The sequence below is a fragment of the Nocardia fodinahabitans genome (assembly GCF_052983615.1).
The window spans coordinates 2,545,772-2,571,724 of the sequence record NZ_JBRJJC010000001.1 but is presented as its reverse complement, the minus strand read 5'-3'; the positions used below and the strand labels follow the sequence as shown (position 1 = coordinate 2,571,724).

At 71.9% G+C, this 25,953-nt stretch carries 5 protein-coding genes; all 5 read left to right on the top strand.

Features of this window, described 5'->3' with window-relative positions; translation table 11 throughout:
* The first annotated feature begins 76 nt into the window (after window positions 1-76).
* The 5 genes from mftF to NV348_RS11810 all read left to right on the top strand — a co-directional run bounded on the left by mftF (window position 77) and on the right by NV348_RS11810 (window position 25,934).
* Window positions 77-1,474, top strand: a complete 1,398-nt coding sequence (mftF, locus tag NV348_RS11830) for a mycofactocin biosynthesis glycosyltransferase MftF (protein ID WP_447146967.1) — start codon at window positions 77-79, stop codon at window positions 1,472-1,474.
* 10 nt (window positions 1,475-1,484) lie between these two features.
* The gene (mftG, locus tag NV348_RS11825) at window positions 1,485-2,924 is read left to right on the top strand and encodes a mycofactocin dehydrogenase MftG (protein WP_447146966.1); all 1,440 of its coding nucleotides are present in this window, start codon (window positions 1,485-1,487) and stop codon (window positions 2,922-2,924) included.
* A 105-nt stretch (window positions 2,925-3,029) separates the two neighbouring features.
* Window positions 3,030-4,406, top strand: a complete 1,377-nt coding sequence (locus NV348_RS11820) for a GAF domain-containing protein (RefSeq protein WP_447146965.1) — start codon at window positions 3,030-3,032, stop codon at window positions 4,404-4,406.
* 469 nt (window positions 4,407-4,875) lie between these two features.
* Window positions 4,876-22,836, top strand: a complete 17,961-nt coding sequence (locus NV348_RS11815; protein WP_447146964.1) for a non-ribosomal peptide synthase/polyketide synthase — start codon at window positions 4,876-4,878, stop codon at window positions 22,834-22,836.
* Window positions 22,836-25,934 carry an AMP-binding protein gene (locus tag NV348_RS11810; RefSeq protein WP_447146963.1) on the top strand — a complete coding sequence of 1,033 codons (3,099 nt, stop codon included), beginning with the start codon at window positions 22,836-22,838 and terminating at the stop codon, window positions 25,932-25,934. Before NV348_RS11815 ends, NV348_RS11810 begins: the two co-directional genes overlap by 1 nt.
* The last annotated feature ends 19 nt before the right edge of the window (window positions 25,935-25,953 follow it).

The following is a 25,953-nucleotide window of genomic DNA, read 5'->3' as shown; positions in this document are numbered from 1 at the left end:
GCATTTCTGGCGGACTTTCCTCCTTTTTTGTGGGGTGATGATGTCTGCGAGCTCGAGTGCGCATAGCATGCGAGGAATGCGCCATGATCGTCTGCCCGACGGCTTCGGGGTACGGATCGATCCACGGGTACGCGCATTTTCCGGGGGTCGGATCCTGATCGGTGGATCGCCCGCGCGGATGCTGCGCCTGGCCCCGGAGGCCGCCGAGCTGATCGGCGACGGGTACCTGGAGGTGACCGATACCAAGTCCGCGATCGTCGCCCGCCGGCTGCTCGATTCCGGTGTGGCGAACCCGCGGCCGCGGCTGCTGCCCTCGCTCGACGACATCACCGTCGTCATCCCGCTCTACAACAACGCAGACGGGCTGATGCGGCTGCTGGCCACCCTGCGTGGGCACAACGTGATCGTCGTCGACGACGGTTCCGACGAGCCGGTGCGGATACCGCCCCGGCAAGGCCGCGGACAGGTGACGGTGCTGCGGCACGAGACCCCGCTCGGCCCGGCCGCCGCGCGCAATGCCGGATTGCGGGCGGCGACAACGGGCTTCGTCGCGTTCCTGGACTCCGACGTGGTGCCGCGCAGCGGCTGGCTCGAGGTGATGCTCGGGCACTTCAGCGATCCGCAGGTGGCCCTGGTCGCGCCGCGGATCGTCGCGCTGGACAAGGCGTCCAACGCGCTGGCTCGCTACGAGCACACCCGATCCTCGCTGGATCTGGGCAGGCGCGAGTCCGCGGTGCACGCGCGCGGTGTCGTGTCGTACGTGCCGAGCGCGGCCCTGCTGACCCGGCGCGCGGCGCTGCTCGGTGAGGGCGGCTTCGACGAGTCGATGCAGGTGGCCGAGGACGTCGATCTGTGCTGGCGGCTGGAACGGGCGGGCTGGCGGCTGCGCTACGAGCCCGCCGCGCACGTCGCCCACGATCACCGGGTGGCCTTCCGCGCCTGGTTCGGCCGAAAGCTGTTCTACGGCACCGGCGCCGCACCACTGGGCAAGCGGCACGCGGGCATGGTCTCGCCGCTGTCGGTGCCGACCTGGACCGTGCTGGCGAGCATTCTGTTCGCGACGCTGTCCAAGTGGGGCCTGCTCGGCGGGCTGGTCACGCTGGCCACCGCGCTGGTGCGGATGCGGCGGGTGTTCACCGAACTGGACAATCCGACCCGCATCGCGGCGGTGTATCTGGCGCGCGGTTATTTCGCCGGAATGTGGCGGCTGGCTTCGGCGATGTGCCGGGACTACTGGCCGGTGACGTTGATCGCGGTGCTCGCCTCGCGGCGGATCCGCAAGATCGCCATCACCATGGCGCTGGCCGACGGTCTGGCCGACTGGTTCACCCACCGTGACGCAGGCGGCCTCGACCCGGTGCGCTATGTCGCCTACAAGCGTCTCGACGATGTGGCCTACGGCAGCGGCCTGTGGCTCGGCGTGATCCGGGCGCGCAGCTTCGAGGCGCTCAAGCCGAGCGTGCCGCCGCGCTGAGTTCGCCCGCGTGACGGACACTCTCGTCGTCGGTGCCGGGTCGGCAGGCTGCGTGGTCGCGGCCGGGCTCAGCGCCGACCCGGCGCACACGGTACGGGTGTTCGAGGCCGGACCGGTCTGGCCGTCGGCCGCCGCGGTGCCCGCCGACCTGCTCGATCCCGGTCTGCTGCCGGTCGGCCCGGAATCCGCCGTGGTGTGGCGGTATCCGGGAAACATCGTGCGGGGCAGGCTGATCGGCGGGTCGGGCGCGATCAACGGCAGCTACTTCATCCGCCCGACCGCCGCCGACTTCGCGGCCTGGAGCGCGGCGGCCGGTAGTGCGCGGTGGTCGTTCGACGCCGTGCTGCCCTTTCTGCGCGACGTGGAGACCGACCACGATTTCGGCACCGAGCCCGGTCATGGCGCCACCGGCCCGATCCCGATCCGCCGCACGACCGACCCGGCCACGGTCAGCGTGGACTTCGCCGGCCGGTGCGACGCTGGGGGCTTCGCCGAGATCGCCGATCTGAACGCACCCACCGAAGCACGCCCGCCGGGCCGGGAACATCGCACGCCCGGCCACCCTCAGGGGAAGGTGGGCTTCGGGCGCGTGCCGCTGGCGATCGCGGACGGTCGGCGGGCGGGCCCCGCGTTCACTCATCTCTATCCCGCACTCGCCCGCCCGAACCTCACGATCGCCGGCGCGACGATGGTGACCCGCCTGGTGTCGCGCGGCGCCAGGGTGGTGGGCGTCGAGTGGGCGCGCGGTCGCGAACGCGGCACGGCCTACGCCGATCGGGTGATCCTGTGCGCGGGCGCGGTGGAATCGGCCGCGCTGCTGATCCGTTCGGGCATCGGCCCGGAACCGCTACTGCGTTCGCTCGGCATCCCGGTGGTGCGGCCCGCGCCGGTGGGACAGTGGTGCACCGACCATCCCGAGATCGGCGTCGAATACCCGGGGCCCGCGCCGGCGACGAGCACGGTCGCCCTCGAGTACGTCCTGGAACTCGGCGACCTCGAACTGCGTCCGTATACCCCGATGTTCACGCCCGGCCTGCGCAGGCTCGGCGTCGCGCTGATGTCTCCGGAGTCGACCGGCACGCTCACTCTCGTCTCCGCCGATCCGGCCGTCCCCGCCCGGATCGACCAGGGCTCTCTGCGCGCGGCCGCCGACCGGGACCGGCTGCGCGCGGGGGTCGAGGTCGCCGCGCGGATCCTCGAGCGGCCGCTCGGCACCGTCGACGACGCCTGGCTACGCTCGCATCTGGGGACGTCCCAGCACCTTTCGGGCACCTGCCGGATGGGTACCGCCGACGACCAGCGCGCCGTGGTCGACGACCAGGGCCGGGTGCACGGCATCGAGGGTCTGACGGTGGCCGATCTGTCGGTCGTGCCGGTCCCGTTGGGCCGTGGTCCGCAGGCCGCGACGGTGCTGCTCGCCACAGTGATAGCCCATCGACACCGGGTGTGACGAAGTGACATCTGGTACCACAATGTGACCTGCGGGACAAACCCACACTTCTGGCGAGGCTGCCGTTAACTCACCGGTACAGTTTGTAGCGGGAAAGAAAGGCAAATGGTCAGCAATCTCGCAGGTGGGCGGCCCCCACGGCAGGCGGCGGAGTCGGGCGCACAGCTCGGAGCTCTGGAAGCCTATGCCGCACAGGCCCATGGTTTTCTCAGTGCCGGTGGTGACCAGCTGACCCAGCTGGCCGGCCTGTTGCGTCCGCTCGTTCTCGAGTCCTGGTTGCGCAGTACGCGTGGTGGAATCGATCCGGCGGACATACTCGACGGTCGCGGTCTTCGTGGTGCCGATCTGGTGCGTTACCGGGATGCCCATCCCATCGCCGCACTGATGCCACTCATCGACAAACTGCTGGTCCAGGACGCGGCGCGGGCTGGACTGATCGTGACGGTCGCCGACCAGTTCGGTCGTGTGCTGTCGGTGCACGGCCATCCGGAACAGGTCGCCGCCGCCGCCGAGATCGGCGTGCGCGAAGGCGACGATCTGAGCGAGCGCCGGATCGGCACGAACGCGGTCGGTCTCGTCGTGCGCACCGGACGGGCGACCTGGATCCACGGACCCGAACATTTCCTCCATCGCATGCACCAGATCACCGGCGCGGCGGCCCCCGTGCACGAGCCGGACGGCCGGTTGATCGGCGTGCTGATGATTGCCGGCGGGATGCGGGTGGCCAAGCCTGAGATCCTCGCTCTGGTCAAGGCCGCGGCGACAGCCGCCGAGATGGATCTGGTGCTGCGGGCGATGCGCGCGGGCCGCGGGGTGTCCGCGGCCGCGCCGGACCGCGCGGGCGAGCAGGCCGCCGACGCGGAACCGGCCCGGCTCGGACTCGAGGTCCTCGGGCTCGGTCAGCCGCAATTGAGTGTGGCGGGGGAGCGGGTGTCGCTCTCACAACGTCATGCCGAGATCCTGCTGTTGCTCACCGAACATCCCGAAGGGCTCGGCGCCGATCATCTGGCGCTGCTGCTCGACGACACCGATCTGGACAACGGCACCATCCGCGCGGCGATGTCGCGCCTGCGGTCGGTGATCGGCGCGACGGTCGTCGGATCGCGCCCATACCGTCTGCGCGTCCATGTCGCAACCGATGTGGAGGCCCTGCGGGCCGCGCTCGACTCCGGTGATATCGAATCCGCATTGCGCTTGTACGCCGGTCCGGTGCTCCCCAGATCGTCCGCTCCCGGCATCTGCGACATCCGTGACGAGCTCCGGGTGCGGTTGCGCACCGCGGTGCTCGCTTCCGCCGATCCCGGCGTGCTGCGCCGGTGGACCGCGGGCCCGGAAGGCCGTGACGACGCCGCCGCGTGGGCCGCGTACCGCTCCACCGTCGACCGCGATTCGCCACTGTATGCGCAGATCGAGGCCAAGATCCGGGTGCTCGATCGGCGCCTCGGTGCCGATGCAACGCAGATGCAACGTTTCGGCTCATAGTCTCCCGTTCTGAAAGTGTGGTAGCTCACACATCTGCCGAGGATGTGGTGTGGCACACACTGATGCCCAGGTCGTGGCAACCTCCCCGAAGAGACTGGACGTTCGTCCGACTTTTTTAGCGGAAAAAGTTTCTTTTTATTAACTGACCGCCTAGTGTCTGCAATGCATGGACAGGCAGCCATGTGATGTAAGTGACACTGCCGGGGCGCCGGGTTCGGGCCACGGCCGCGATGTTGGAGGAACGATCAACAGCTAGGCACCTCGCGACGGACAGAGCGGTTCGTCGCGCCGGCGGTCCACCGGACCGTCGATCTCGTCCACATGATCTGTCGGGGATCCTGCGCGAGTGTGGCGGTTGCGCCCACTGCGCTCACAGGCGAATTTCTCGCTCCACGGAGTACCTCAGGTGTCTTCGTGCTGCCCGAAAACGGTTCGCCTCTGCTTTTTTTCGCGATTCGAGGAGGCTCTGGTGCACGGTACGGAGTTGGGTGGGTTCAGCGCGCGACCGCAGGAAGCGGAGGTCGCCGCCACGGCGTCGGTACCGTTCCCGCTGACACCGGCCCAGCTGGGAGTCTGGTACGCGCAGCTGCTCGACCCCGACGTCCCGATCACCATCGCCCAGTACGTCGACATCACCGGTGAGCTGGATGCGGCTGTGCTGCAACAGGTCACGGCCGAGGCCGCGCACACCTACGGTTCCCCGCTGGTGCGCATCGGCGAATCCGACGGTGTTCCCTACCAGGTCGTCGACCACTCGATCCCGATCGAGACCGAGCTGCCGCTGATCGACCTGCGCCACCACGACGATCCCGTCGCCGCCGCCCACGAGTGGATGCGCGCGGAGTTCGGCGCGCCGCTGGACCTGCTCACCGACCGCCTGGTGGCGGGCGCGGTGCTGCGCGTCGGCGAGGCCCGCTGGTTCTGGTACCTGCGCGGACACCACATCGTGCTCGACGGCTACGGCGCCTTCACCAACTCCCAGCGCATCGCCGAGCTCTACACCGCCCGCATGCTCGGCACCGAGGCCAAGGCGGCGGCCCCCGGTGACCTGGCCGAGCTCGTCGAGGGCGAGCAGCGCTACCGCGAGAGCACCCGCTTCGCCAACGACCGCGAGCACTGGGCCGAGCGCATCGCCGGCCTGGACAGCCCGACCAGCCTCGACAGCCGCACCGCGCCGCGCGCCGCCATCAACCTGGTGACCGGCGGACGGCTCTCGGAGAAGCTGGTCGATCGGCTGGAAACCATTGCCGCCAGCGATGATTCGACAATCTCCGCGGTGCTGCTCGCGGCCTTCGCCGCCTACCTCGGCCGACTCACCGACCGACCGGACGCGGTGCTCAGCCTGCCCGTCACCGCGCGCACCACCGCGGTGATGCGCCGCTCGGCGGGCATGCTGTCCAATATCGTGCCGCTGCGCCTGCCCACCGGCGCGGCCGGCGCCGCCACCACCTGGGGCGAGCTGCTGCGCGCTGCCCGCGTCGAGGTGGCCGGTGCGCTGCGGCATCAGCGCTACCGCGCCGAGGACATTCGCCGCGACGCCGAGGACGACGGCCGCCCCGCCCGGCGGGCGCTGTTCGGCCCGCTCGCCAACTTCATGCTCTTCCGCAGCGACCTCACCCTCGGCACCACCACCGGTCGCTACCGGGTGCTGTCCACCGGCCCGATCGAGGACCTGAGCCTCAACGTCTACTACGGCGATCGCGATCGCGTGCACGTCGACTTCGAGGCCAACCCGCACCTCTACGACGCCGACACCCTGGCCCGGCACCACTCGCGCTTCCTCGGTTTCCTCGAGCGCCTCGCCGCCGCCGACCTGGAGACGGCGATCGGTGCGATCGAGGTCGCGACTGAGCTGGAATTGCAGGTCAGCACCAAGATCTGGAACGCCACCGGCTTCGATGTCGCGGCCGCGCTGACCGAGCGCGCCGTACCGTCCGCGACGCTGCCCGCGCTGTTCGAGGCCCAGGTCGCCCGCACTCCCGACGATGTCGCCGTGCGGATGGCGGGTGACGCTGCCGCGACCCTGACCTACCGCGAGCTGGCGCAGCGGGTGAACCGGCTGGCCCGGCGGCTGCGCGACGACGGCATCGGCCCGGAATCGCTGGTGGCGCTGAGCATTCGGCGCTCACCCGAGCTGGTCGTCGCCATGTACGCGGTGCTCGCCGCCGGTGCGGCGTACGTGCCGATCGACCCCGATCACCCGGCCGAGCGGATCGCGCACATCCTGGCCACCGCCGCCCCGGCCGCCGTCCTCACCACCACCCGCGATGGCGCGCCCGGCGCCGGTGCGCTGCCGGTGTTGGCCGTGGACGCGCTCGACCTCACCGGCTACGCCGACGCTGCGCTGACCGACGCCGAGCGCACCGCGCCGCTGCGCCCCGGGCATCCCGCGTATGTCATCTTCACCTCCGGCTCCACCGGCCTGCCCAAGGGTGTCGCGGTCGAGCACGCCGCGATCGTCAACCGGCTGGTGTGGATGCAGCACGCCTACCGGCTGCACGGTGTCGACGTGGTGCTGCAGAAGACCCCGATGACCTTCGACGTCTCGGTGTGGGAGTTCTTCTGGCCCTTGCAGATCGGCGCGACACTGCTGCTCGCCGAGCCGGACGGCCATCGCGATCCCGGCTATCTGCGCAGTGTGATCGCCGAATACGGCGTCACCGTAGCCCATTTCGTGCCGTCGATGCTGGAAGCCTTTCTCGCCCAGCAGGAGATCGCCGAGCACACGTCGCTGCGGCTGGTCTTCGCCTCGGGCGAGGCGCTGCCCGCCGCGCTGGCGCAGCGGCTGCGGCTGCTCACCGGCGCGCGGCTGCACAATCTCTACGGCCCGACCGAGGCCGCGGTCGACGTCACCTTCCACGAGGTGAACGACGCGGACCTGATCACGGTGCCGATCGGCGCGCCGGTGTTCAACACCAGGCTCCATGTTCTCGACTCGCGGCTGCGGCCGGTACCGGTCGGGGCTCCGGGTGAGCTGTATCTGTCGGGGGTACAGCTCGCCCGGGGTTATGTCGGCAGGCCCGAGCTCACCTCCGGGCGTTTCGTCGCCGATCTCGACGCGCCGGGCGAGCGGATGTACCGCACCGGCGACCTGGTCCGCTGGACCACCAACGGTGAACTGGAATACCTGGGCCGCACCGACTTCCAGGTGAAGCTGCGCGGTCTGCGGATCGAGCTCGGCGAGATCGAGGCCGTGCTCGAAGGTGTCGCGGGCGCGGTGCGCGCGGTCGTCGTCGTGCGCGGTGACGCGGGTGTCGGCGAACAGCTGGTCGCCTATGTGGTGGAGGCCGAGCCGGGCGCGGTCGCGGTGGAGCTGTTGCGCGAGGCCGCGCTGCGCGCACTGCCCGCGTACATGGTGCCCGCCGCGTACGTGCTGCTCGACGCCTTGCCGGTGAACGCCTCCGGCAAGCTCGATCGCAAGGCGCTGCCCGCGCCCGCCCGCACCGTCGTCGCCTACGCCGAGCCCGCCGGGCCGGTGGAACAGACCGTGGCCAGGGTGTTCGGTGAGGTGCTCGGGATCGAGCGGATCGGCCGGGACGACGACTTCTTCGCCCTGGGCGGCAACAGCCTGGTCGCCACCCAGGTGGCGGCCCGCCTCGGCGCCGACCTCGGGATCCGGCTCGGGGTGCGCGACCTGTTCGGCGCGACCACCCCGGCCCGGCTGGCCGCCGCGGTCGCCGAGCGCGGCGACGCCGGCGTCACCGCGCAGCTGCCGGTGCTCGCGGCCGGTCCGCGCCCCGCGCTGATCCCGCTCTCGCCCGCGCAGCAGCGGATCTGGTTCCTCAATCGGTTCGATCCGTCCGCGCCGGGTTACAACATGCCGTTCGTGGTGCGGATGCGCGGCACCGCGAATCTGTCCGCGCTGGTCACGGCGCTGACCGCCGTCGTCGAACGGCACGAGGCACTGCGCACCGTGTTCCCCGCGGTCGATGTGCCCGGCGGAGAGGTGGCCGAGCAGGTCGTGCGGGACGCCGGGATCGTCCGCATCGACGAGCCGACCACGGTCGATGCGGCCGGGCTCGACGCCGAACTCGCCCGATTCGCCGCCGCCGGTTTCGATCTCGAACACGAGGCGCCGTTCCGGGCCCGGATCTTCGTCGTCGCGGGCGATCCGGCGGGCGAGTGCGCGCTGGCTGTCGTGCTGCATCACATCGCGGCGGACGGTGTGTCGCTGCAGGTACTGGTGCGCGATGTGCTCGTCGCCTACCAGGCCGCGGCCGCGAAGGCCGAGCCCGCCTGGGCGCCGCTGAGTGTGCAGTACGCCGACTACGCCCTGTGGCAGCGCGAACTGCTCGGCGCGGAGACCGATCCGCGGTCGCTGGCCTCGCGTGAAATCGCCTTCTGGGAAGGGACACTGGCCGGGCTGCCGGACCAGCTGGAACTGCCCTCGGCCCGGCCGCGCCCGGTCGAGCCGAGCATGCGCGGCGCCCGGACCGGCTTCACCATCGGCGCCGGCCTGCACCGGCAGCTGACCGAGCTGGCCACCGAGGCGGGCGCGTCGCTGTTCATGGTGCTGCACACGGCGCTGGCCGTGCTGCTGGCCCGGCTCGGCGGCACCACCGACATCGCCATCGGTACCGGCGTCGCCGGCCGTGGTGACCGGGCGATCGACGATCTGATCGGCATGTTCGTCAACACCCTCGTGCTGCGCACCGAGATCGATCCGGCCGCGAGTTTCACCGCCGCGCTCGAGCACACCCGCGAGACCGACCTGGCCGCCTTCGCGCACGCCACCGTCCCGTTCGACCGGTTGGTCGACGTGGTCAACCCGGCGCGCTCGCAGGCCAGACATCCGCTGTTCCAGGTGGCGCTGAACTTCCAGGCCGGGCTGGACACCAGCTTCGTGCTGGGCGGCACGCCGGTGTCGGTGCACGAGATCGAACTCGACATCACCAAGTTCGACCTGCAGCTCACCCTCGACGAACGACGCGGTGCCGCGGGCGAACCCGCGGGTATCGACGCCGTCGCCCTCTACGCCACCGACCTGTTCGACGACGCCGAGATCGTCGAGCTGGGCGCGCGTTTCGTCCGGCTACTCGCCGCCGCCGTCGCCGCGCCCGCCACCGCGGTCGGCGAACTACCGCTGCTCTCGCAGGCCGAGCACGCCCGCTTGACCGGTATGCGCGGCGCACCCGTCACCGCCACCGGTCTGCTTCCCGACCTGCTCGCGGCCGCCGTCGCGGCCGATCAGGACCGGATCGCGGTCACCGACGGCGACCGTGCCCTCACCTACCGTGAGCTCGACCGCGCGTCCTCGCGCCTGGCCAGGGTGCTGGTGGACGGTGGGGTCGGCCCCGACGACATCGTCGCGGTCGGGATCCCGCGCTCCGTCGAATCGGTGCTCGCCGTGTGGGCGATCGCCAAGGCCGGCGCGGCCTGGCTGCCCGTCGATCCGAGCTACCCGCTCGATCGGATCACCCATATGGTGACCGATTCGGGTGCGCGAGTGGGTCTTACGGTGTCCGAGGCGCAGTCCGCGCTGCCCGGCCCGACCGACTGGCTGGTGCTCGACGAGCTGAAGCTGATGGCCGAGTGCGCCGCCCGGTCCAGCGATCCGATCACCGACGCCGATCGGGTGCGGCCACTGCGCGCCGAGCACCTGGCCTATGTCATCTACACCTCCGGCTCCACCGGTCTGCCCAAGGGCGTGCTGGTGACCCAGGCGGGGATCGTCGGCTTCGCCGCCGAGGAGTCCGAGCGCATGTTCGGCACCGCCGACGCGCGGGTGCTGCAGGTCGGTTCGCCGTCGTTCGACATCTCGGTGATGGAGCTGCTGCTCGCGGTGAACTCGGCCGCCACCCTGGTGATCGCGCCGGTGGGCCGCCATGTCGGCGCCGAACTGGCGCAACTGCTGGCCGCGGAGAAGGTCACCCACGCGCTGATGACCCCCTCGGGTCTCGCGGTGCTCGATCCCGAACAGCTCGACGACCTGCGCATGGTGATGGTCGGCGGCGAGGCCTGCCCGCCCGACCTGGTCGCCCGCTGGACCGAGGGCTCCGTGCCGCGCGCGTTCGTCAACGCCTACGGCCCGTCCGAGACGACGATCGCCACGAACATCAGCGCCCCGCTCACCGGCGATTCGCCGCTGACCCTGGGCACCCCGCTGCGCGGCATCACCCAGTGGGTGCTCGACGGCAGGCTGCAGCCGGTGCCCGCCGGTGTCGCCGGTGAGCTGTACGTCGCCGGTGCCCAGGTGGCGCGCGGTTACCGCAGCCGGGCCGCGCTCACCGCGGGCCGCTTCGTCGCCTGCCCGTGGGAGCCGGGCGCGCGCATGTACCGCACCGGTGACCTGGTCCGCTGGACCGCCGACGGCACGCTGGAGTACCTGGGCCGCAACGACGATCAGGTGAAGCTGCGCGGATTCCGGATCGAGCTCGGTGAGATCGAGGCCGCGCTGCTCGCCCAGCCGTCGGTGCGCCAGGCCGTCGCCCTGGTGCGGGCCGACGCGCACCGCGGCGATCAGCTGGTGGCCTATCTGGTGCCGCACGCCGAACCGGCCGTGCCCGGCCTCGGTGCCGATCGGGTCGCCGATGCCACCGCCGCCCACGGTGGAGCCGTCGCTGCGCTGACCCCCGAACAGGGCGCTCGGACCGCCGTACTCGACGTCGACGCGCTCGCCGCGACACTGCGCGGCACCCTCGCCCCGCACATGGTGCCGTCCGCCTTCGTCGTGCTCGACGCGCTGCCGCTGACCCCGAACGGCAAGCTCGACCGGCGCGCGCTGCCCGAGCCCGTCTTCGCCGCCCGCGCCTTCCGCGCGCCCGCCGCGGGCACCGAGACCGTGGTGGCCCAGGTGTTCGGTGAGGTGCTCGGTCTCGAGCAGGTCGGCGCCGACGACGACTTCTTCGCCCTCGGCGGCAATTCGCTGGTCGCCACCCAGGTGGCCTCCCGGCTCGGCGTCGCGCTCGGCGTCCCGGTGTCGCTGAAGACGCTGTTCGAGGCACCGACCGTCACCGCGCTCGCGGCCGCGCTCGGTACGATCGAGGCCACCGCGACCCGCCTGCCGCTGGTGGCCGGCGAACGGCCGCAGCGCATTCCGCTGTCCTACGCGCAGCAGCGCATGTGGTTCCTCAACCAGTTCGACGCCGACTCGGTCGCCGACAATATCGCCGCCGCGATCCGGCTGACCGGCACCATCGACCACGCCGCCATGACCGCCGCGGTCGCCGCGGTCTTCGCCCGCCACGAGGCGCTGCGCACCCGCTACCCGTCCGTCGACGGCATCCCCTTCCAGCAGGTACTCGATGCCGGACAGTTGGCGATCACGCTCGAGCCCGAGGCTGTCGATCCGGCCGCGCTCGACGACCGCGTGCGCGCCCTCGCCGCGGTGCCGTTCGCGGTGGATCAGGAACCGCCGGTGCGCCTGCACCTGCTGCGCATCGGTGCCGAGCAGCACGTTCTCGTGCTGGTGCTGCACCATATCGCCGCCGACGGCTGGTCGGTCGCGCCGCTGACCCGCGACGTGATGGTGGCCTACGCCGCCCACCTGGCCGGCGACGAGCCGCAGTGGACGCCGCTGCCCGTGCAGTACGCCGACTTCACGCTGTGGCAGCGCGCCGCCCTCGGCGCCGAGGACGACCCGGACTCGCCGATGGCGCGCCAGATCGATTTCTGGACAACGGAACTCGCCGAGCTGCCCGATCTGCTGGCCCTGCCCGCCGATCGCCCGCGCCCCGCCGTCGCCTCGGGGCGCGGCGCCCGGTACACCTTCGCGGTGCCCGCCGCGCTCACCGAGCGGCTGCGCGCCCTCGCCACCGACGCGCAGGCCTCGCTGTTCATGGTGCTGCACGCCGCCTTCGCCGCCACCCTGGCGAAACTGTCCGGGCAGCAGGACATCGCGATCGGCACCCCGGTCGCCGGTCGTGGTGACCAGGCGCTCGACGAGCTGGTCGGCATGTTCGTCAACACCCTGGTGCTGCGCAGCCAGGTCGACCCCGCCGCCACCTTCGCCGACCTCGTCGGCACGGTCCGCGACGGTGATCTGCGCGCGCTGGCCAACACCGACGTCACCTTCGACCGGCTGGTCGAGGCGCTCAACCCCGAGCGCTCCACCGCCCGGCACCCGCTGTTCCAGGTGATGCTCGACTTCCAGAACAACTCCAGGACCGAACTCGAACTCGCCGGCCTGACCGCCTCGGAAATCGAGATCGACACCTACACCGCGAAATTCGACCTGCAGCTGACGCTGCGCGAGACCGCCGACGGCCTGCTCGCCCGCTTCGAGTACGCGACCGACCTGTTCGACGCGCAGACCATCACAGATTTCGGCACCCGCCTGCTGCGGATGCTGGAAACGGTGACCGCCGATCCCAGCGTCGTGATCGGCGACATCGACCTGCTCGGCGCCGCGGAGCGCACCCGGATCCTCGAGACCTGGAACGCCACGGCGTACCCGGTCGACGAGACGATGACGCTGGTCTCGCTGTTCGCGGCGCAGGCGGCGCGCACCCCGGGTGCCACCGCGGTGACCTTCGAGGACGAATCGCTCACCTACGGCGAATTCACCGAACGGGTGAACCGCCTTGCCCGCCTGCTGATCTCGATCGGCGTGCGGCCCGACCGCACGGTGGCACTCGGTATGCGCCGCTCGACCGATCTGGTCGTGGCCATGTACGCGGTGCTCGCGGCGGGCGGCGCCTACGTGCCGCTGGATCCCGATCACCCGGCCGAGCGCCTCGCGCATGTCATCGACGCGGCCGCGCCGGTGTGCGTGCTGACGCGTGCCGTCGACGAACTCGAACTCCCCGCGACGACTTCCGTCGCGGTGCTCGAGCTCGAGCAGCTCGACACCAGCGACTACCCGCCCGCGCCGATCACCGACGCCGACCGGCTCGCCACCCTCACCCCGGCCCATGCCGCCTACCTGATCTTCACCTCCGGCTCGACCGGCAAGCCCAAGGGTGTCGTCGTCTCGCACGCCGCGATCGTCAACCGCCTGGTGTGGATGCAGGATGCCTACCGGCTCACCGCGGCCGACACGGTGCTGCAGAAGACCCCGGCCACCTTCGACGTGTCGGTGTGGGAGTTCTTCTGGCCCTTGCAGATCGGTGCCCGCCTCGTGCTGGCTCGACCCGACGGCCACCGTGACCCGGCTTACCTCGCCGACCTGATCGACGCCGAGTCGATCACCGTCGCGCACTTCGTCCCCTCGATGCTGTCGGTGTTCGTCGCGGCCCTCGATTCGGCCTCGGCGAGTGACCACGAGGCGACCGCCCGGTGCGCCTCGCTGCGGATGGTGTTCGCCTCCGGCGAGGCCCTGCCGCCCGCGCCCGCGCACCGGCTGCGCGCCCTGACCGGCGCCGGGGTGCACAACCTCTACGGCCCGACCGAGGCCGCCGTCGATGTGACCTTTCACGAGGTGACCGAGGCCGACGTCGCCTCGGTGCCGATCGGCGAGCCCGTGCACAACACACGGGTCTACGTCCTCGACAGCAGGCTGCGCCCGGTGCCGGTCGGGGTTCCCGGCGAGCTGTATCTGGCCGGCGCTCAGCTGGCGCGTGGGTACGCGGGCCGGGTCGACCTGACCGCCGAACGCTTCGTCGCCGACCCGTTCGCCGCGGGCGAGCGCATGTACCGCACCGGCGACCTGGTCACCTGGACCGATGATGGCGAGCTGGAGTATCTGGGCCGCACCGACTTCCAGGTGAAGCTGCGTGGTCTGCGGATCGAGCTCGGCGAGATCGAGGCCGCGCTGGGTGGTCTGACCGAGGTCGGGCAGGCGGCGGTCGTCGTCCGCGACGACCTGCTGGTGGCCTACCTCGTCCCCGCCGCCGAACTCGACGTCGACGGGGTGCGCGCGTCGCTCACCCGCACGCTCCCGGCCTATATGGTTCCGGCGGCCTTCGTCGAGCTCGACGAGTTCCCGCTCAACGCCTCCGGCAAGCTCGACCGCAAGGCGCTGCCCGCGCCGGTCTTCGAGGTCGCGGTCTTCCGTGCCCCGGTCACCGAGGTGGAGCAGATCGTGGCGGGCACCTTCGCCGCGGTTCTCGGCTTCCCCGCCGACCGGGAGGTCGGCCTCGACGACGACTTCTTCGCGCTCGGCGGCAACTCGCTCAACGCCACCCAGGTGGCGGCCCGGCTCGGCGCCGCGCTCGACACCCAGGTGCCGGTGCGACTGCTCTTCGACGCGCCGACCGTGACCGAGCTGGCCGACCGGTGCACCGCGCTGCGCGGCTCCGGCGGGCGGGTCGAACTCACCACTCGCGAACGGCCGCGGCGGATTCCGCTCTCGGCGGCGCAGCGCCGGATGTGGTTCCTCAACCGCTACCTGGCCGACGCCGACGGCTCGGGCGACGCCGTGAACAACATCCCGGTGGCCCTGCGGCTGACCGGCGAGCTCGACATCACCGCGCTCGAGGCGGCGCTCGCCGATCTGATCGGCAGGCACGAAGCCCTGCGCACCAGCTACCCCGACGGCCCCGACGGCGCCGAACAGCTGGTCGCCGACACCGCGCGCCTCGCGCTGCGCGCCGAGCCGATCGGCGAGGCCGAGCTGCCGGCCCGGCTGCTGTCCTGCGCGGCGGTGCGTTTCGATCTCACCGCCGAGATCCCGCTGCGCGCGACGCTGTTCGCGGTCGCCGACGAGCACGTGCTCGTGCTGGTGGTGCACCACATCGCCGCCGACGGCTTCTCCCTCGGCCCGCTGGCCGCCGACCTGATGACCGCCTACGCCGCCCGCCGCGACGGCAGCGCCCCCGCGTGGGCGCCGCTGCCGATCCAGTACGCCGACTACGCCCTCTGGCAGGACGAGAACCTCGGCGACGCGAGCGATTCCGGCTCTCTCGCGCACACGCAGCTGGCGTTCTGGCGGCGCGGCCTGGCCGGTCTGCCCGAGCAGCTGGAGCTGCCGACCGACCGGAACCGCCCGGCCGAGTCCAGCTTCCGCGGTGGGGTGCACCGCTTCCAGATCGACTCCGATCTGCACAGCGAGCTGCGCGAGCTGGCCCGCAAGCACGAGGCCACGCTGTTCAGCACCGTGCACGCCGCGCTGGCCGTGCTGCTGGCCCGGCTCTCCGGCGGCGGCGACATCGCCATCGGCACCCCGGTCGCCGGTCGCGGCGAGGCCGCGCTCGACGGACTGATCGGCATGTTCGTCAACACCCTGGTGCTGCGCAGCCAGATCGACCCGCGCGCGGAGTTCGAGACCACCCTCGACGCCGTCCGCGCCGGCGACCTCGACGCGCTGTCCCACGCGGACATCCCGTTCGAGCAGGTCGTGGACGCCGTCGACCCGGCGCGGTCCCGCAACCGCCACCCGCTGTTCCAGGTGGCGCTGGTCCTGCAGAACTTCACCGTGCCCGCGCTGACGGCCGCCGGGCTGCGGGTCGCCCCGATCGACTTCGACGCCGCGGTCGCCAAGTTCGACCTGCAGTTCACCGTCACCGAATCCGGTGACGTCGACGGCCGCGCCGACGGCATGGCCATCGAGATCGCCTACGCCACCGACCTGTTCGACGCGAGCAGCATCGCCGTGCTGGCCCGCCGCTTCACCCAGGTGCTGGCCGCCGTGGTCGCCGATCCGACCGTCGTCGTCGGTGACATCCAGCTGCTCAGCGCCGAGGAACAGCAGCGCATGCTGCACGACTGGGCCACCACCGGCGACGCGGTCGCCACCGGTACGGAGACCATGCTGGACCGGTTCGCCTCGATCGCCGCGCGGCACCCGCACGCCGTCGCGGTGAAGGCCGAGGGCGCCACGCTCACCTACGGGGAGCTCGACGCCTGGTCCAACCGGCTCGCCCGGCGGCTCGTCGGCGCGGGCGTCGGCCCGGAAACCCTGGTGGCCGTGGCTCTTCCGCGTACGGTCGAACTGGCCATCGCGCTGCTGGCGGTGCTCAAGGCGGGCGGCGGCTACCTGCCGATCGACCCGAACTACCCGGCCGACCGCATCGAGTACGTCCTCGACGACGCCCGCCCGCTGTGCGCGATCGCGAACGCGGGCACCGGGCTGGCTCGGGACTGGTTCGGCGGCCCGGTGATCGACCCCGCTGCCGAGAACCTCACCGGCTTCGCGGCGGCGCCGCTGTCCGCGGATGATCGGCGCGCGCCGCTGGTCCCCGCGAACACCGCGTATGTCATCTACACCTCCGGCTCCACCGGGCGCCCCAAGGGCGTGGTGATTCCGCACGCGAATGTGCTCGCGCTGCTGGACAACAGCGAGCGTCACTTCGGCTTCGGCCCGTCGGATGTGTGGACGATGTTCCACTCCTACGCCTTCGACTTCTCGGTCTGGGAACTGTGGGGCGCGCTGCTGACCGGCGGTTCGATCGTGCTGGTCGACTACTTCACCTCGCGCTCGCCCGAGCAGTTCCGTGAGCTGCTGCTGGCCGAGCGGGTGACCGTGCTGAACCAGACGCCGTCGGCGTTCTACCAGCTCGTCGCCGCCGACCTGGCCGTCGCGTCGGACACAGCGCGCGGTGACTACGCCTTGCGCACGGTGATCTTCGGTGGTGAGGCGCTGGAACCGCAGCGGCTGGCCGGCTGGTTCGCCCGCTACCCGCGCGCGCCGCGACTGGTGAACATGTACGGCATCACCGAGACCACGGTGCACGCCTCCTACCGGGAGATCACCCCGGAGACCGGTGCGGCCAGCGTCATCGGCGGTGCCCTCGCGGGACTGACCGTGCGCGTGCTGGATTCGCGCCTGCGGCCGGTGCCGGTCGGTGTGCCCGGCGAGATCTACGTCTCCGGCGCGCAATTGGCGCGCGGTTACCTGGCCCGGCCCGACCTGACCGCGAGCCGGTTCGTCGCCGACGCCTACGGCGCTCCCGGCAGCCTCGCCTACCGCTCGGGTGACCTGGCCCGCTGGACCGCCGACGGCGAGCTGGAGTACCTGGGCCGGGCCGATCAGCAGGTCAACCTGCGTGGCTTCCGCGTCGAGCTCGGCGAGATCGAGGCCGCGCTGCTGAGCAGCTCGGTGGCGCCGCGCGAGGTCGCGGTGCTGGTGCGCACCGACCTGGTCGACGAGCCGCGGATCGTGGCGTACCTGGTCGCCGGTCCCGATACCGGGCGGGTCGACGCGGCGGCCATCCGGCAGGAACTGGGCCGCACGCTGCCCGAGCACATGCTCCCGGCGGCGGTCGTCGCGGTCGAGCGGATTCCGCTGACCGTCAACGGCAAGCTGGACCGGGCCGCGCTGCCCGCGCCGGTCTTCGAGACCACCGTCTACCGCAAGCCGGCGACGGTCACCGAGGAGATCATCGCGGCGGTCTACGCCGAGGTGCTCGGCCGTACCGCCGCCGACGCCCGGCCGGTCGGCGCGGACGACGACTTCTTCGCCCTCGGCGGCAGCTCGCTGCTCGCCGCCAAGGCGGTCGCCCGGATCGGCTCCGCGCTGGATCGCCGGGTCGGCGTGCGCGCGCTGTTCGAGGCACCGCGTGTCGGCGAGCTGGCCGCCGCGGTGGACGCGCAGGCGAAGGTCGACCGGCCCGCGCTGGTCGGGCGGGCCCGCCCCGAGCAGCTGCCGCTCTCGCCCGCGCAGCAGCGGATGTGGTTCCTCAATCGCTTCGACCGCGCCTCGGTCGCGTACAACATCCCGTTCGCGCTGCGCCTGTCCGGTGACCTGGATGTCGCCGCGCTGCGCACGGCGGTGGCCGACCTGGTCGCCCGCCACGAATCGCTGCGTACCGTGTACCCGGAGGTCGACGGCGGGCCCGTGCAGTCGATCACCTCGGCCGCACAGGCGGTTCCGGCGCTCGATCCGATCGTGGTGACCGAGGCCGAGCTGCCCGGCGCGATCGCCGAGCTGGCCGCCACCACCTTCGACGTCACCGCCGAGATTCCGGTGCGGCTGCGCCTGTTCCAGGTGAGCGCCGCATCCGAGACCCCTGCGGAGTCGGACTCCATGACCGGTGCCGGAACCGTCGCGGGCGAATACGTGCTCGCCGCGGTCCTGCACCACATCGCGGCCGACGGCTCGTCGATCGCACCCTTCGTCGCCGACCTGATGCGCGCCTACTCCGCGCGCTTGACCGACACCGCCCCCTGCTGGGCGCCGCCGGCGGTGCAGTTCGCCGACTACGCGCTGTGGCAGCGGGAACTGCTCGGCGACGAGGCCGATCCGGAATCCCTCGCGGCCCAGCAGGTCGGCTACTGGCGGACCCAGCTGGCCGGACTGCCCGACCAGCTGACCCTGCCGACCGATCGTCCCCGCCCGGCCCGCCAGAGCCTGCGCGGCGACAAGGTGAGCTTCACCGTCGACGCCGACCTGCACGCCGCCCTGGTCGCCCTCGGCCGTGGCAACGGCGCCACGCTGTTCATGGTGGTGCACGCGGCCTTCGCCGCCCTGTTGGCCCGGCTCTCGGGGACCGCCGACATCGCCGTCGGCACCCCGAACGCGGGCCGTGGCGAAGCCGAACTCGACGAGGTCATCGGCATGTTCGTCAATACGCTGGTGCTGCGCACCCCGGTCGCGGGCGATGCCCCGTTCACCGAGCTGCTCGGTGCCGCCCGTGCCGCCGATATCGCCGCGTTCTCGCACGCCGACGTCCCGTTCGAGCGGCTGGTGGAGGTCCTCAACCCCGCCCGCTCCACCGCCCGGCACCCGTTGTTCCAGGTCGGCTACTCGTTCCAGAATCACGAGCGCGGACAGCTCGAGCTGCCGGGGCTGACCGTGTCGGACATCGAATTCGACTCCGGCGTAGCCCAGTTCGACCTGCACCTGTTCGCCCTCGACCACTACACGGCCGACGGCGCCCCGGCCGGCATCGAGATGGCGCTCGGCTACGCGAGCGACCTGTTCGACGCGGGCACCGCCGAGCGGTTCGCCACCCAGCTGCGCCGCATCCTCGAATCCGTCACCGTCGCACCGGAAACCGTGGTCGGCGACCTCGATCTGCTCGGCACCGACGGTGCCCTGCTGCTCGACACCTGGAACGCCACCGCGCATCCGGTGGAGCCGGTCACGCTGGCCGAGCTCGGCGCGCGCCAGGCGGCCGCCACCCCCGGCGCGCTCGCCCTGGTCGACGCCGAAACCGGGACCTCGCTGGACTACGCCGCTTTCGACGCCAGGGTGAACCGGATCGCCCGGCTGCTGATCGCCGAGGGCGTCGGTCCGGAACGCACGGTCGTACTGGCCATGCGGCGCGGGCTCGACCTCGTGATCGCCATGCACGCCGTGGTGCGGGCCGGTGGCGCGTACGTGCCGATCGACCCGGATCACCCGGTCGACCGGATCGCCTACATCGTGGCCACCGCCGGGCCGCTGTGTGTGCTCACCACCGCCGCCGACGGGCTGCCGATCCCCGTGGACGTGCCGGTGTTCGAGCTGGATCACCTTGCGCTGAGCGGGCATTCGGACGAACCGGTGACCGATGCCGGGCGCATCGCGCCGCTGCTGCCCGCCCATCCCGCGTACGTGATCTTCACCTCCGGCTCGACCGGTCTGCCCAAGGGCGTCGCCGTGCCGCACGCGGCGATCGTCAACCAGCTGGCCTGGCTGCACGACCGCTTCGCCATGACCGGCGCCGACCGGGTGCTGCTGAAGACCCCGGCCACCTTCGACCTGTCGGTCTGGGAGTTCTGGTCGCCGCTGACCTCCGGTGGCGCGCTGATCGTGACCCCGCCCGGTGCCGAACGCGATCCGGATCGACTGCGCGACATCATGACCCGGCACGGCGTCACCGTGCTGCACGCGGTGCCGTCGCTGGTCGGCATGCTGCTGGCCGCCGAAGCCACACCGGCACTGCCGGATTCGCTGCGTGCGGTGCTGGCCATCGGCGAGGCGCTGCCCGCGGCTACCGCCACTCAGTTCCGGGCCAGTGGTACCGGTGCTCGCCTGCACAACCTGTACGGTCCGACCGAGGCCGCGGTCTCGATCACCGAATACGAAGTCGCGCACGACCCCGCGCATGTGGTGCCGATCGGCGCCCCGGCCTGGAACAGCGCGCTCCACGTCCTCGACGCCCGGCTGCGGCCGGTCCCCGTCGGTGTCGCCGGTGAGCTGTACCTCGTGGGTGACCAGCTCGCCCGCGGCTACTACGGTCGCCAGGCGCTGACCGCCGACCGTTTCGTCGCCAACCCCTTCAGCACATCCGCGCGCGTCGCCGCAATGCCCGAACATGTCGGCTCCACCGGGTCCCGGATGTACCGCACCGGCGATATCGTCCGCTGGCGTTCCGACGGCACTCTGGAGTACCTCGAGCGCGCCGACTTCCAGGTGAAGATCGGTGGCTTCCGGATCGAGCTCGGTGAGGTCGAGACCGCGCTGCTGCGGTGCGTGGGTGTGCGCGCGGCGGTCGCCGTCGCCAAGACCGACGAGCGGGCCGGGGCGCGGCTGATCGCCTACGCCGCGGTCGCCGACCTCACCCCCGGCGAGGAGCAGGCGATCGCGGCCGAGCTGCGCGGCGAACTCGCCGTGGAACTGCCCGCGTACATGGTGCCCGCTGCCCTGGTCGTGCTGGATTCGTTGCCGCTCAACGCCAATGGCAAGGTCGACCGGGCCCGGCTGCCCGAACCGGAGTTCGGCGAGGCGGTCTTCCGCGCGCCGGTCACCGCGACCGAACAGCTGGTCGCGCGAACCTTCGCCGAGGTGATCGGCTGCGCGAGCGCCGGCCTGGACGACGACTTCTTCGCCCTCGGCGGCAACTCGCTGATGGCGACCAGGCTCGCCGCCCGGCTCGGCGCCGCGCTCGGCGCGCAGGTGCCGGTGGCCGAGGTGTTCGACGCCCCGACCGTGGCCGCGCTGGCCGAGCGGCTCGGCGGTCTCGACCGCTCGATCGCCCGCCCGCCGCTGACCCGGCGCACCGGCGACGGACCCGCGGTGCTCTCGCCCGCGCAGCAGCGCATGTGGGTCCTGCACCAGCTCGCGCCGCAGTCCGCGGCCTACCACATCCCGGCCGCCATCCGGCTCACCGGCGAACTCGACCTGCCCGCGCTGCAATCGGCGGTCGGCGACCTGCTGTCGCGCCACGACACCCTGCGCACCCGCTACCCCGACACCGCGGCGGGGCCGGTCCAGCAGGTGCTGCCCGCCTGGTCCGCCGCGGTCGAACTGACCCCGATCCCGGTCGCCGCCGCGGATGTCGAGGCCAGGATCACCGCCCTGGTGGCCCAGCCGTTCGACATCACCGCCGCGCCGCCGGTGCGGGTGGCGCTCTACGGTCTGGGCCCGAACGATCACGTGCTCGTCGTCGTGGTGCACCACATCAGCGCCGACGGGTACTCGATCGCACCGCTCACCCGGGACCTGGTGCGCGCCTACGTCGATCGCAGCGAGGGCCGCGAACCCGGCTGGGCGCCACTGGACATCCAGTACGGCGACTTCAGTGCCTGGCAGCACGAACTGCTCGGCGCCGACGGCGACCCGGACAGCGTGCTCACCCAGCAGCTGACCTACTGGACCAGGGAGCTGTCCGGCGCGCCGGAACTGCTCGCGCTGCCCACCGACCGCCCCCGTGCCACCCGGCGCGAGATGCGCGGCGCGGCGGAGCGGTTCGAGATCGACGCGGTACTGACCCGGCGCCTCGACGAGATCGCCCGCGAGCACGGCACCACGCTGTTCACCCTGGTGCACAGCGCGCTGGCGGTGCTGCTGGCCAAGCAGTCCGGCAGCGCCGACATCACCATCGGCGCGCCGGTGGCCGGACGTGGTGCCCGTGAACTCGACGACCTGGTCGGCATGTTCGTCAACACCGTTGTGCTGCGCACCGAGGTCGACTCGCGGGCGCCGTTCACCGAGCTGCTGGCCCAGGCCCGGCGGCGCGATCTGGCCGCCCTCGCCCACGCGGACGTGCCGTTCGAGCAGGTCGTCGATGCCATGGGCCGGCCCCGCTCGGGTGCCTACACCCCGCTGTTCCAGGTGATGCTCACCTTCCAGAACATGCCGCCCGGCGGCATCGAGCTGCCCGGCCTGCACGTGCGGACCCTGGACCCCGGACTCGGCGAGGCCAAGTTCGACCTGCACCTGACCGCACTGCAGCGCTACGACGCGGCGGGCGCGCTCGACGGACTCGACGTGCACTTCGGCTACGCCACCGACCTTTTCGACGCCTCGACCGTCCGGATACTGGCCGAGCGGTTCCGCAAGGTCCTCGCGGCCGTCGCGGCCGACCCGGCCGTACCCGTGCGGTCGATCGACGTGCGCACCGACGCGGAGAAGATCCCGCGTCCGCGCACCTACACCATTGCCGATCTGCCGGGCCTCGTCGGCTCGGCGGCCCGGCTCGCGCCGGCGACCGTGGCATTCGCCCACGGCGAGCACGCCATCTCGTTCGAAGCGCTCGACGCCAAGCTCACCGCGGTGCGCAAGGCGATGGGCGCCGCGATGAAACCCGAAGCGCTGGTGAACGTCGCGCTGGCCGGGCTGGTGCCCGGCGTGCTCGCCGCACTCGGCGCGTCCGGACTCACCACCACTTTGCAAACACTGGTGACCGATGCCGCCGCGGTGATCGCCGGGTCGGGGTCGGCTGACGACTCGGAAGGACAACTCTGATGTCGCACACGGATTCGGTCACGGCGGCTGTCTCGCTCGACGCGCTGCTGCGTGACCCGGCGGACGAGCGCAGGCGTGATCCCGCCACGTTGCTCGCCGCCTTCACCACCCAGATCCGGCAGGATCCCGATGCCATCGCGGTGCGCGACGGCGCCACCGAGCTCAGCTACGGCGAGCTGGGCGAACGGGTCGACGCGCTGGCGGTCGGCCTGGCCGCCCGCGGTGTCGGGCCGGAGACCACGGTCGCGGTGTCGCTGCCGCGATCGGTCGACCTGGTCGTCGCGGTGCACGCGGTGATCGCCGCGGGCGGCGCGTTCGTCCTGCTCGACCCGGACGCCCCCGCCGACATGCGTCAGCGCACGGTCGCCCTCGCCGCGCCCGTCCTGGTGATCACCGCGCCGGATGTGCCCCATCCGACCGGTGTCCCCGTGCTGGGGATCGACGCCGAGCCCGCTGTCGACCTCGCCGCCGACGAACTTCCGGGGCCGGGCGCGGACAACCCGGCCTACCTGGTCGTCGATGTCGCGGGCGCGACCGCCGTCGTCGTCGGACACCGCGCCGCGCAGGCGAATTCGGTGTGGCGGCAACGGCTCTGCGGTCTCGGCCCCGGCGACGCGGTGCTCTGGCACGCGCCACTGGACACGCAGGCCACGGTGGGGGAGATGCTGCTCGCCCTCCAGACCGGCGCCACCCTGGTGCTCCCGACGAGCGACATGCTGGCTCGCTCGATCGCCGAGACCGGCGCCACCGCGGCCTGTTTCGACCCCGGCCAGCTCGCCGCACTGACCGCGCTGCCCGACGCCGAGGAGCGCCTCGACTCGCTGCGGATCGTCTTGAGCTGTGGCGCACCGCTGCCCGCGAAGACCGCGGCCGCCCTGCGCGCGGTGAGCGGCGCGACGCTGTGGCACGTCTACGGCAGGCCCGAGACGGCGGGCGAGGTCGTCGCGCACGAGGTGACCGGCGCCGACCTCGAGTCGGTCCCGCTCGGCTCGGCCGCCGACGACGTCGAGCTGCTGATCCTCGACGAGCACCTGCGCCCGGTGCCCGACGGCGAGATCGGCGAACTCTACGTCTCCGGTGTGCAATTGGCGCGCGGCTACCTCGGCAGGCAGGCCACCGCGGCCACCTTCCTGGCCAACCCGATCGGCCCGGTCGACGATCGCATGTTCGCCACCGGCGACCTCGTGCGCCGCAGGCCGCCGGGCGACGGCTGGACGGCGGAACTCGAGTTCGTCGGCCGTGTCGACGCCGACGCGGTGACCGCCGCGCCACAGGGCGGGCTGCCCGGTGAACTGCTGCTCGACGAGTTCGAAGCGCAGGCCGCCGCGACCCCTTTCGACCCCGCGGTCGTGTACGCCCCGAGCACGGGCGGCGCGGCCTCGATCATCACCTACGGTGACCTGGACCGGCGCACCAACCAGCTGGCCAGACACCTGACCGCGCTCGGCGTCGGCCCGGAATCGGCTGTGCTGGTAGATGTTCCGCGCTCGGTCGAGCTGGTGGTGGCGATCTACGCCGTGCTCAAGTCCGGTGGCGCCGTGGTGCCCGTCGATACCGCGACCAGTCCCGCAGTGCTACCCCCGGTCGCGAATCCCGCGCTGGTGCTGACCGTGCGCTCGCGCGATCACGGTGCGGTGTACGACATTCCGTCCGTCGTGCTCGACGACGTGCCGCTCGCCGACTACTCCGACGAGCCGATCACCCGCGCCGAACGCCGTACCCCCGTGCTGCCGCAACACCCGGCCTTCGTGCTCTACCCGCACGGCGCGACCCAGGGCATCACCATCAGCCATATCGCCGCCGTGCACCGGCTGACCGGCATGCAGGGCAGGCACGGCTTCACCGGGCGCGACGTCTATCTGCACCAAGCCGCCATCGGTGAGGTCACCGAATGGCACGGCTATGTGCTGCCGTTGCGGGTCGGTGCCACCGTCGTGCTGACCGAACCGCCCGATCCCGTGCGGTTGGCGAATCTGGTCGCCGACTACGGCGTCACCGCCGCCGATTTCACGCCGCCACGACTGGCCGCGTTCACCGACCACGTCCACCGCGCGGGTCTGCGCGCCGAGATCGGGTCGCTGCGCAGCGTCGTCGTCCTCGGCGCGCCGCTCAGCGCGGCCCAGGTGCGTGCCTTCGGCGCGGTGACCGGCGCTCGGCTGCACCACGATTACGGCCGGGCCGAGGCCACGGTCACCCTCACCTATCCCGCCGCGCCCGGCGCGGACACGCCGGAACCGCCGCCCGTGCGGGTCCGGGAGTGGAACCGCCGGGTCTATGTGCTCGACGCGCGGCTGCGCCCGACCAGCCCCGGCGTGGCCGGCGAGCTGTACCTGTCCGGCGCGCAACTGGCCCGTGGCTATCGCGACGATCCGCGGGCCACCTCGGACCGGTTCGTCGCCAATCCGTTCGGCATCCCGGGGGAGCGGATGTTCCGCACCGGGGAGCTGGCGCGCTGGGAGATCGACGGCACCACCGCCGCGCTCGTCCGCCTGGGTGCGGTCGGCGCGGTCACCGTGGGCGCGCTGGAGTCGCTGCTCGGGCGCGGCGCGAGCATGCGGGCCAGGATCGGCGCCGGGATCGGCGCGCGGATCACCGAACTGTCGCGCCGGCACGCGGTTTCGCCGTTCGCGGTCGTCCGGGCCGCGATGACGGTCCTGCTGGCCTGGCAGGCGGGCACCGCCGTGGCGGGCGCGACCACGCTGTCGGAGATCCTGTGCGCGGAACCGGATCCCGTGGTGTCCTCGACCACCGCGGCGACCAGCGAGTCGTGCGCGCTGGCCGGTCCGCTCGGCGCGGTGACGCTGAGCTACCTCGACACCGGCGCCGAGGCGTTCGGCGTTCCCGGTCTCGAACTCACCGCCCTGCGCTTCGACGGACCGACGGTGGCCGACGGCGTGCACTTCATCGTCTCCACGCACGCCGACCCCGACGGCAATCTGGGCCTAGAACTCGAATACAGCACAGACCGTTTCGACGATCACACCGCGGCGACCCTGCTGCGCCGCTTCTCCCGGGCCCTGGGTCTGCTCACCGGCGACCCCGACGCCCCGAGCGACTCGTTCGACCTCAGCACCCCCGCCGAGCGCGCCGCGAGCTGACCCCCACCCCCTCAGGAAG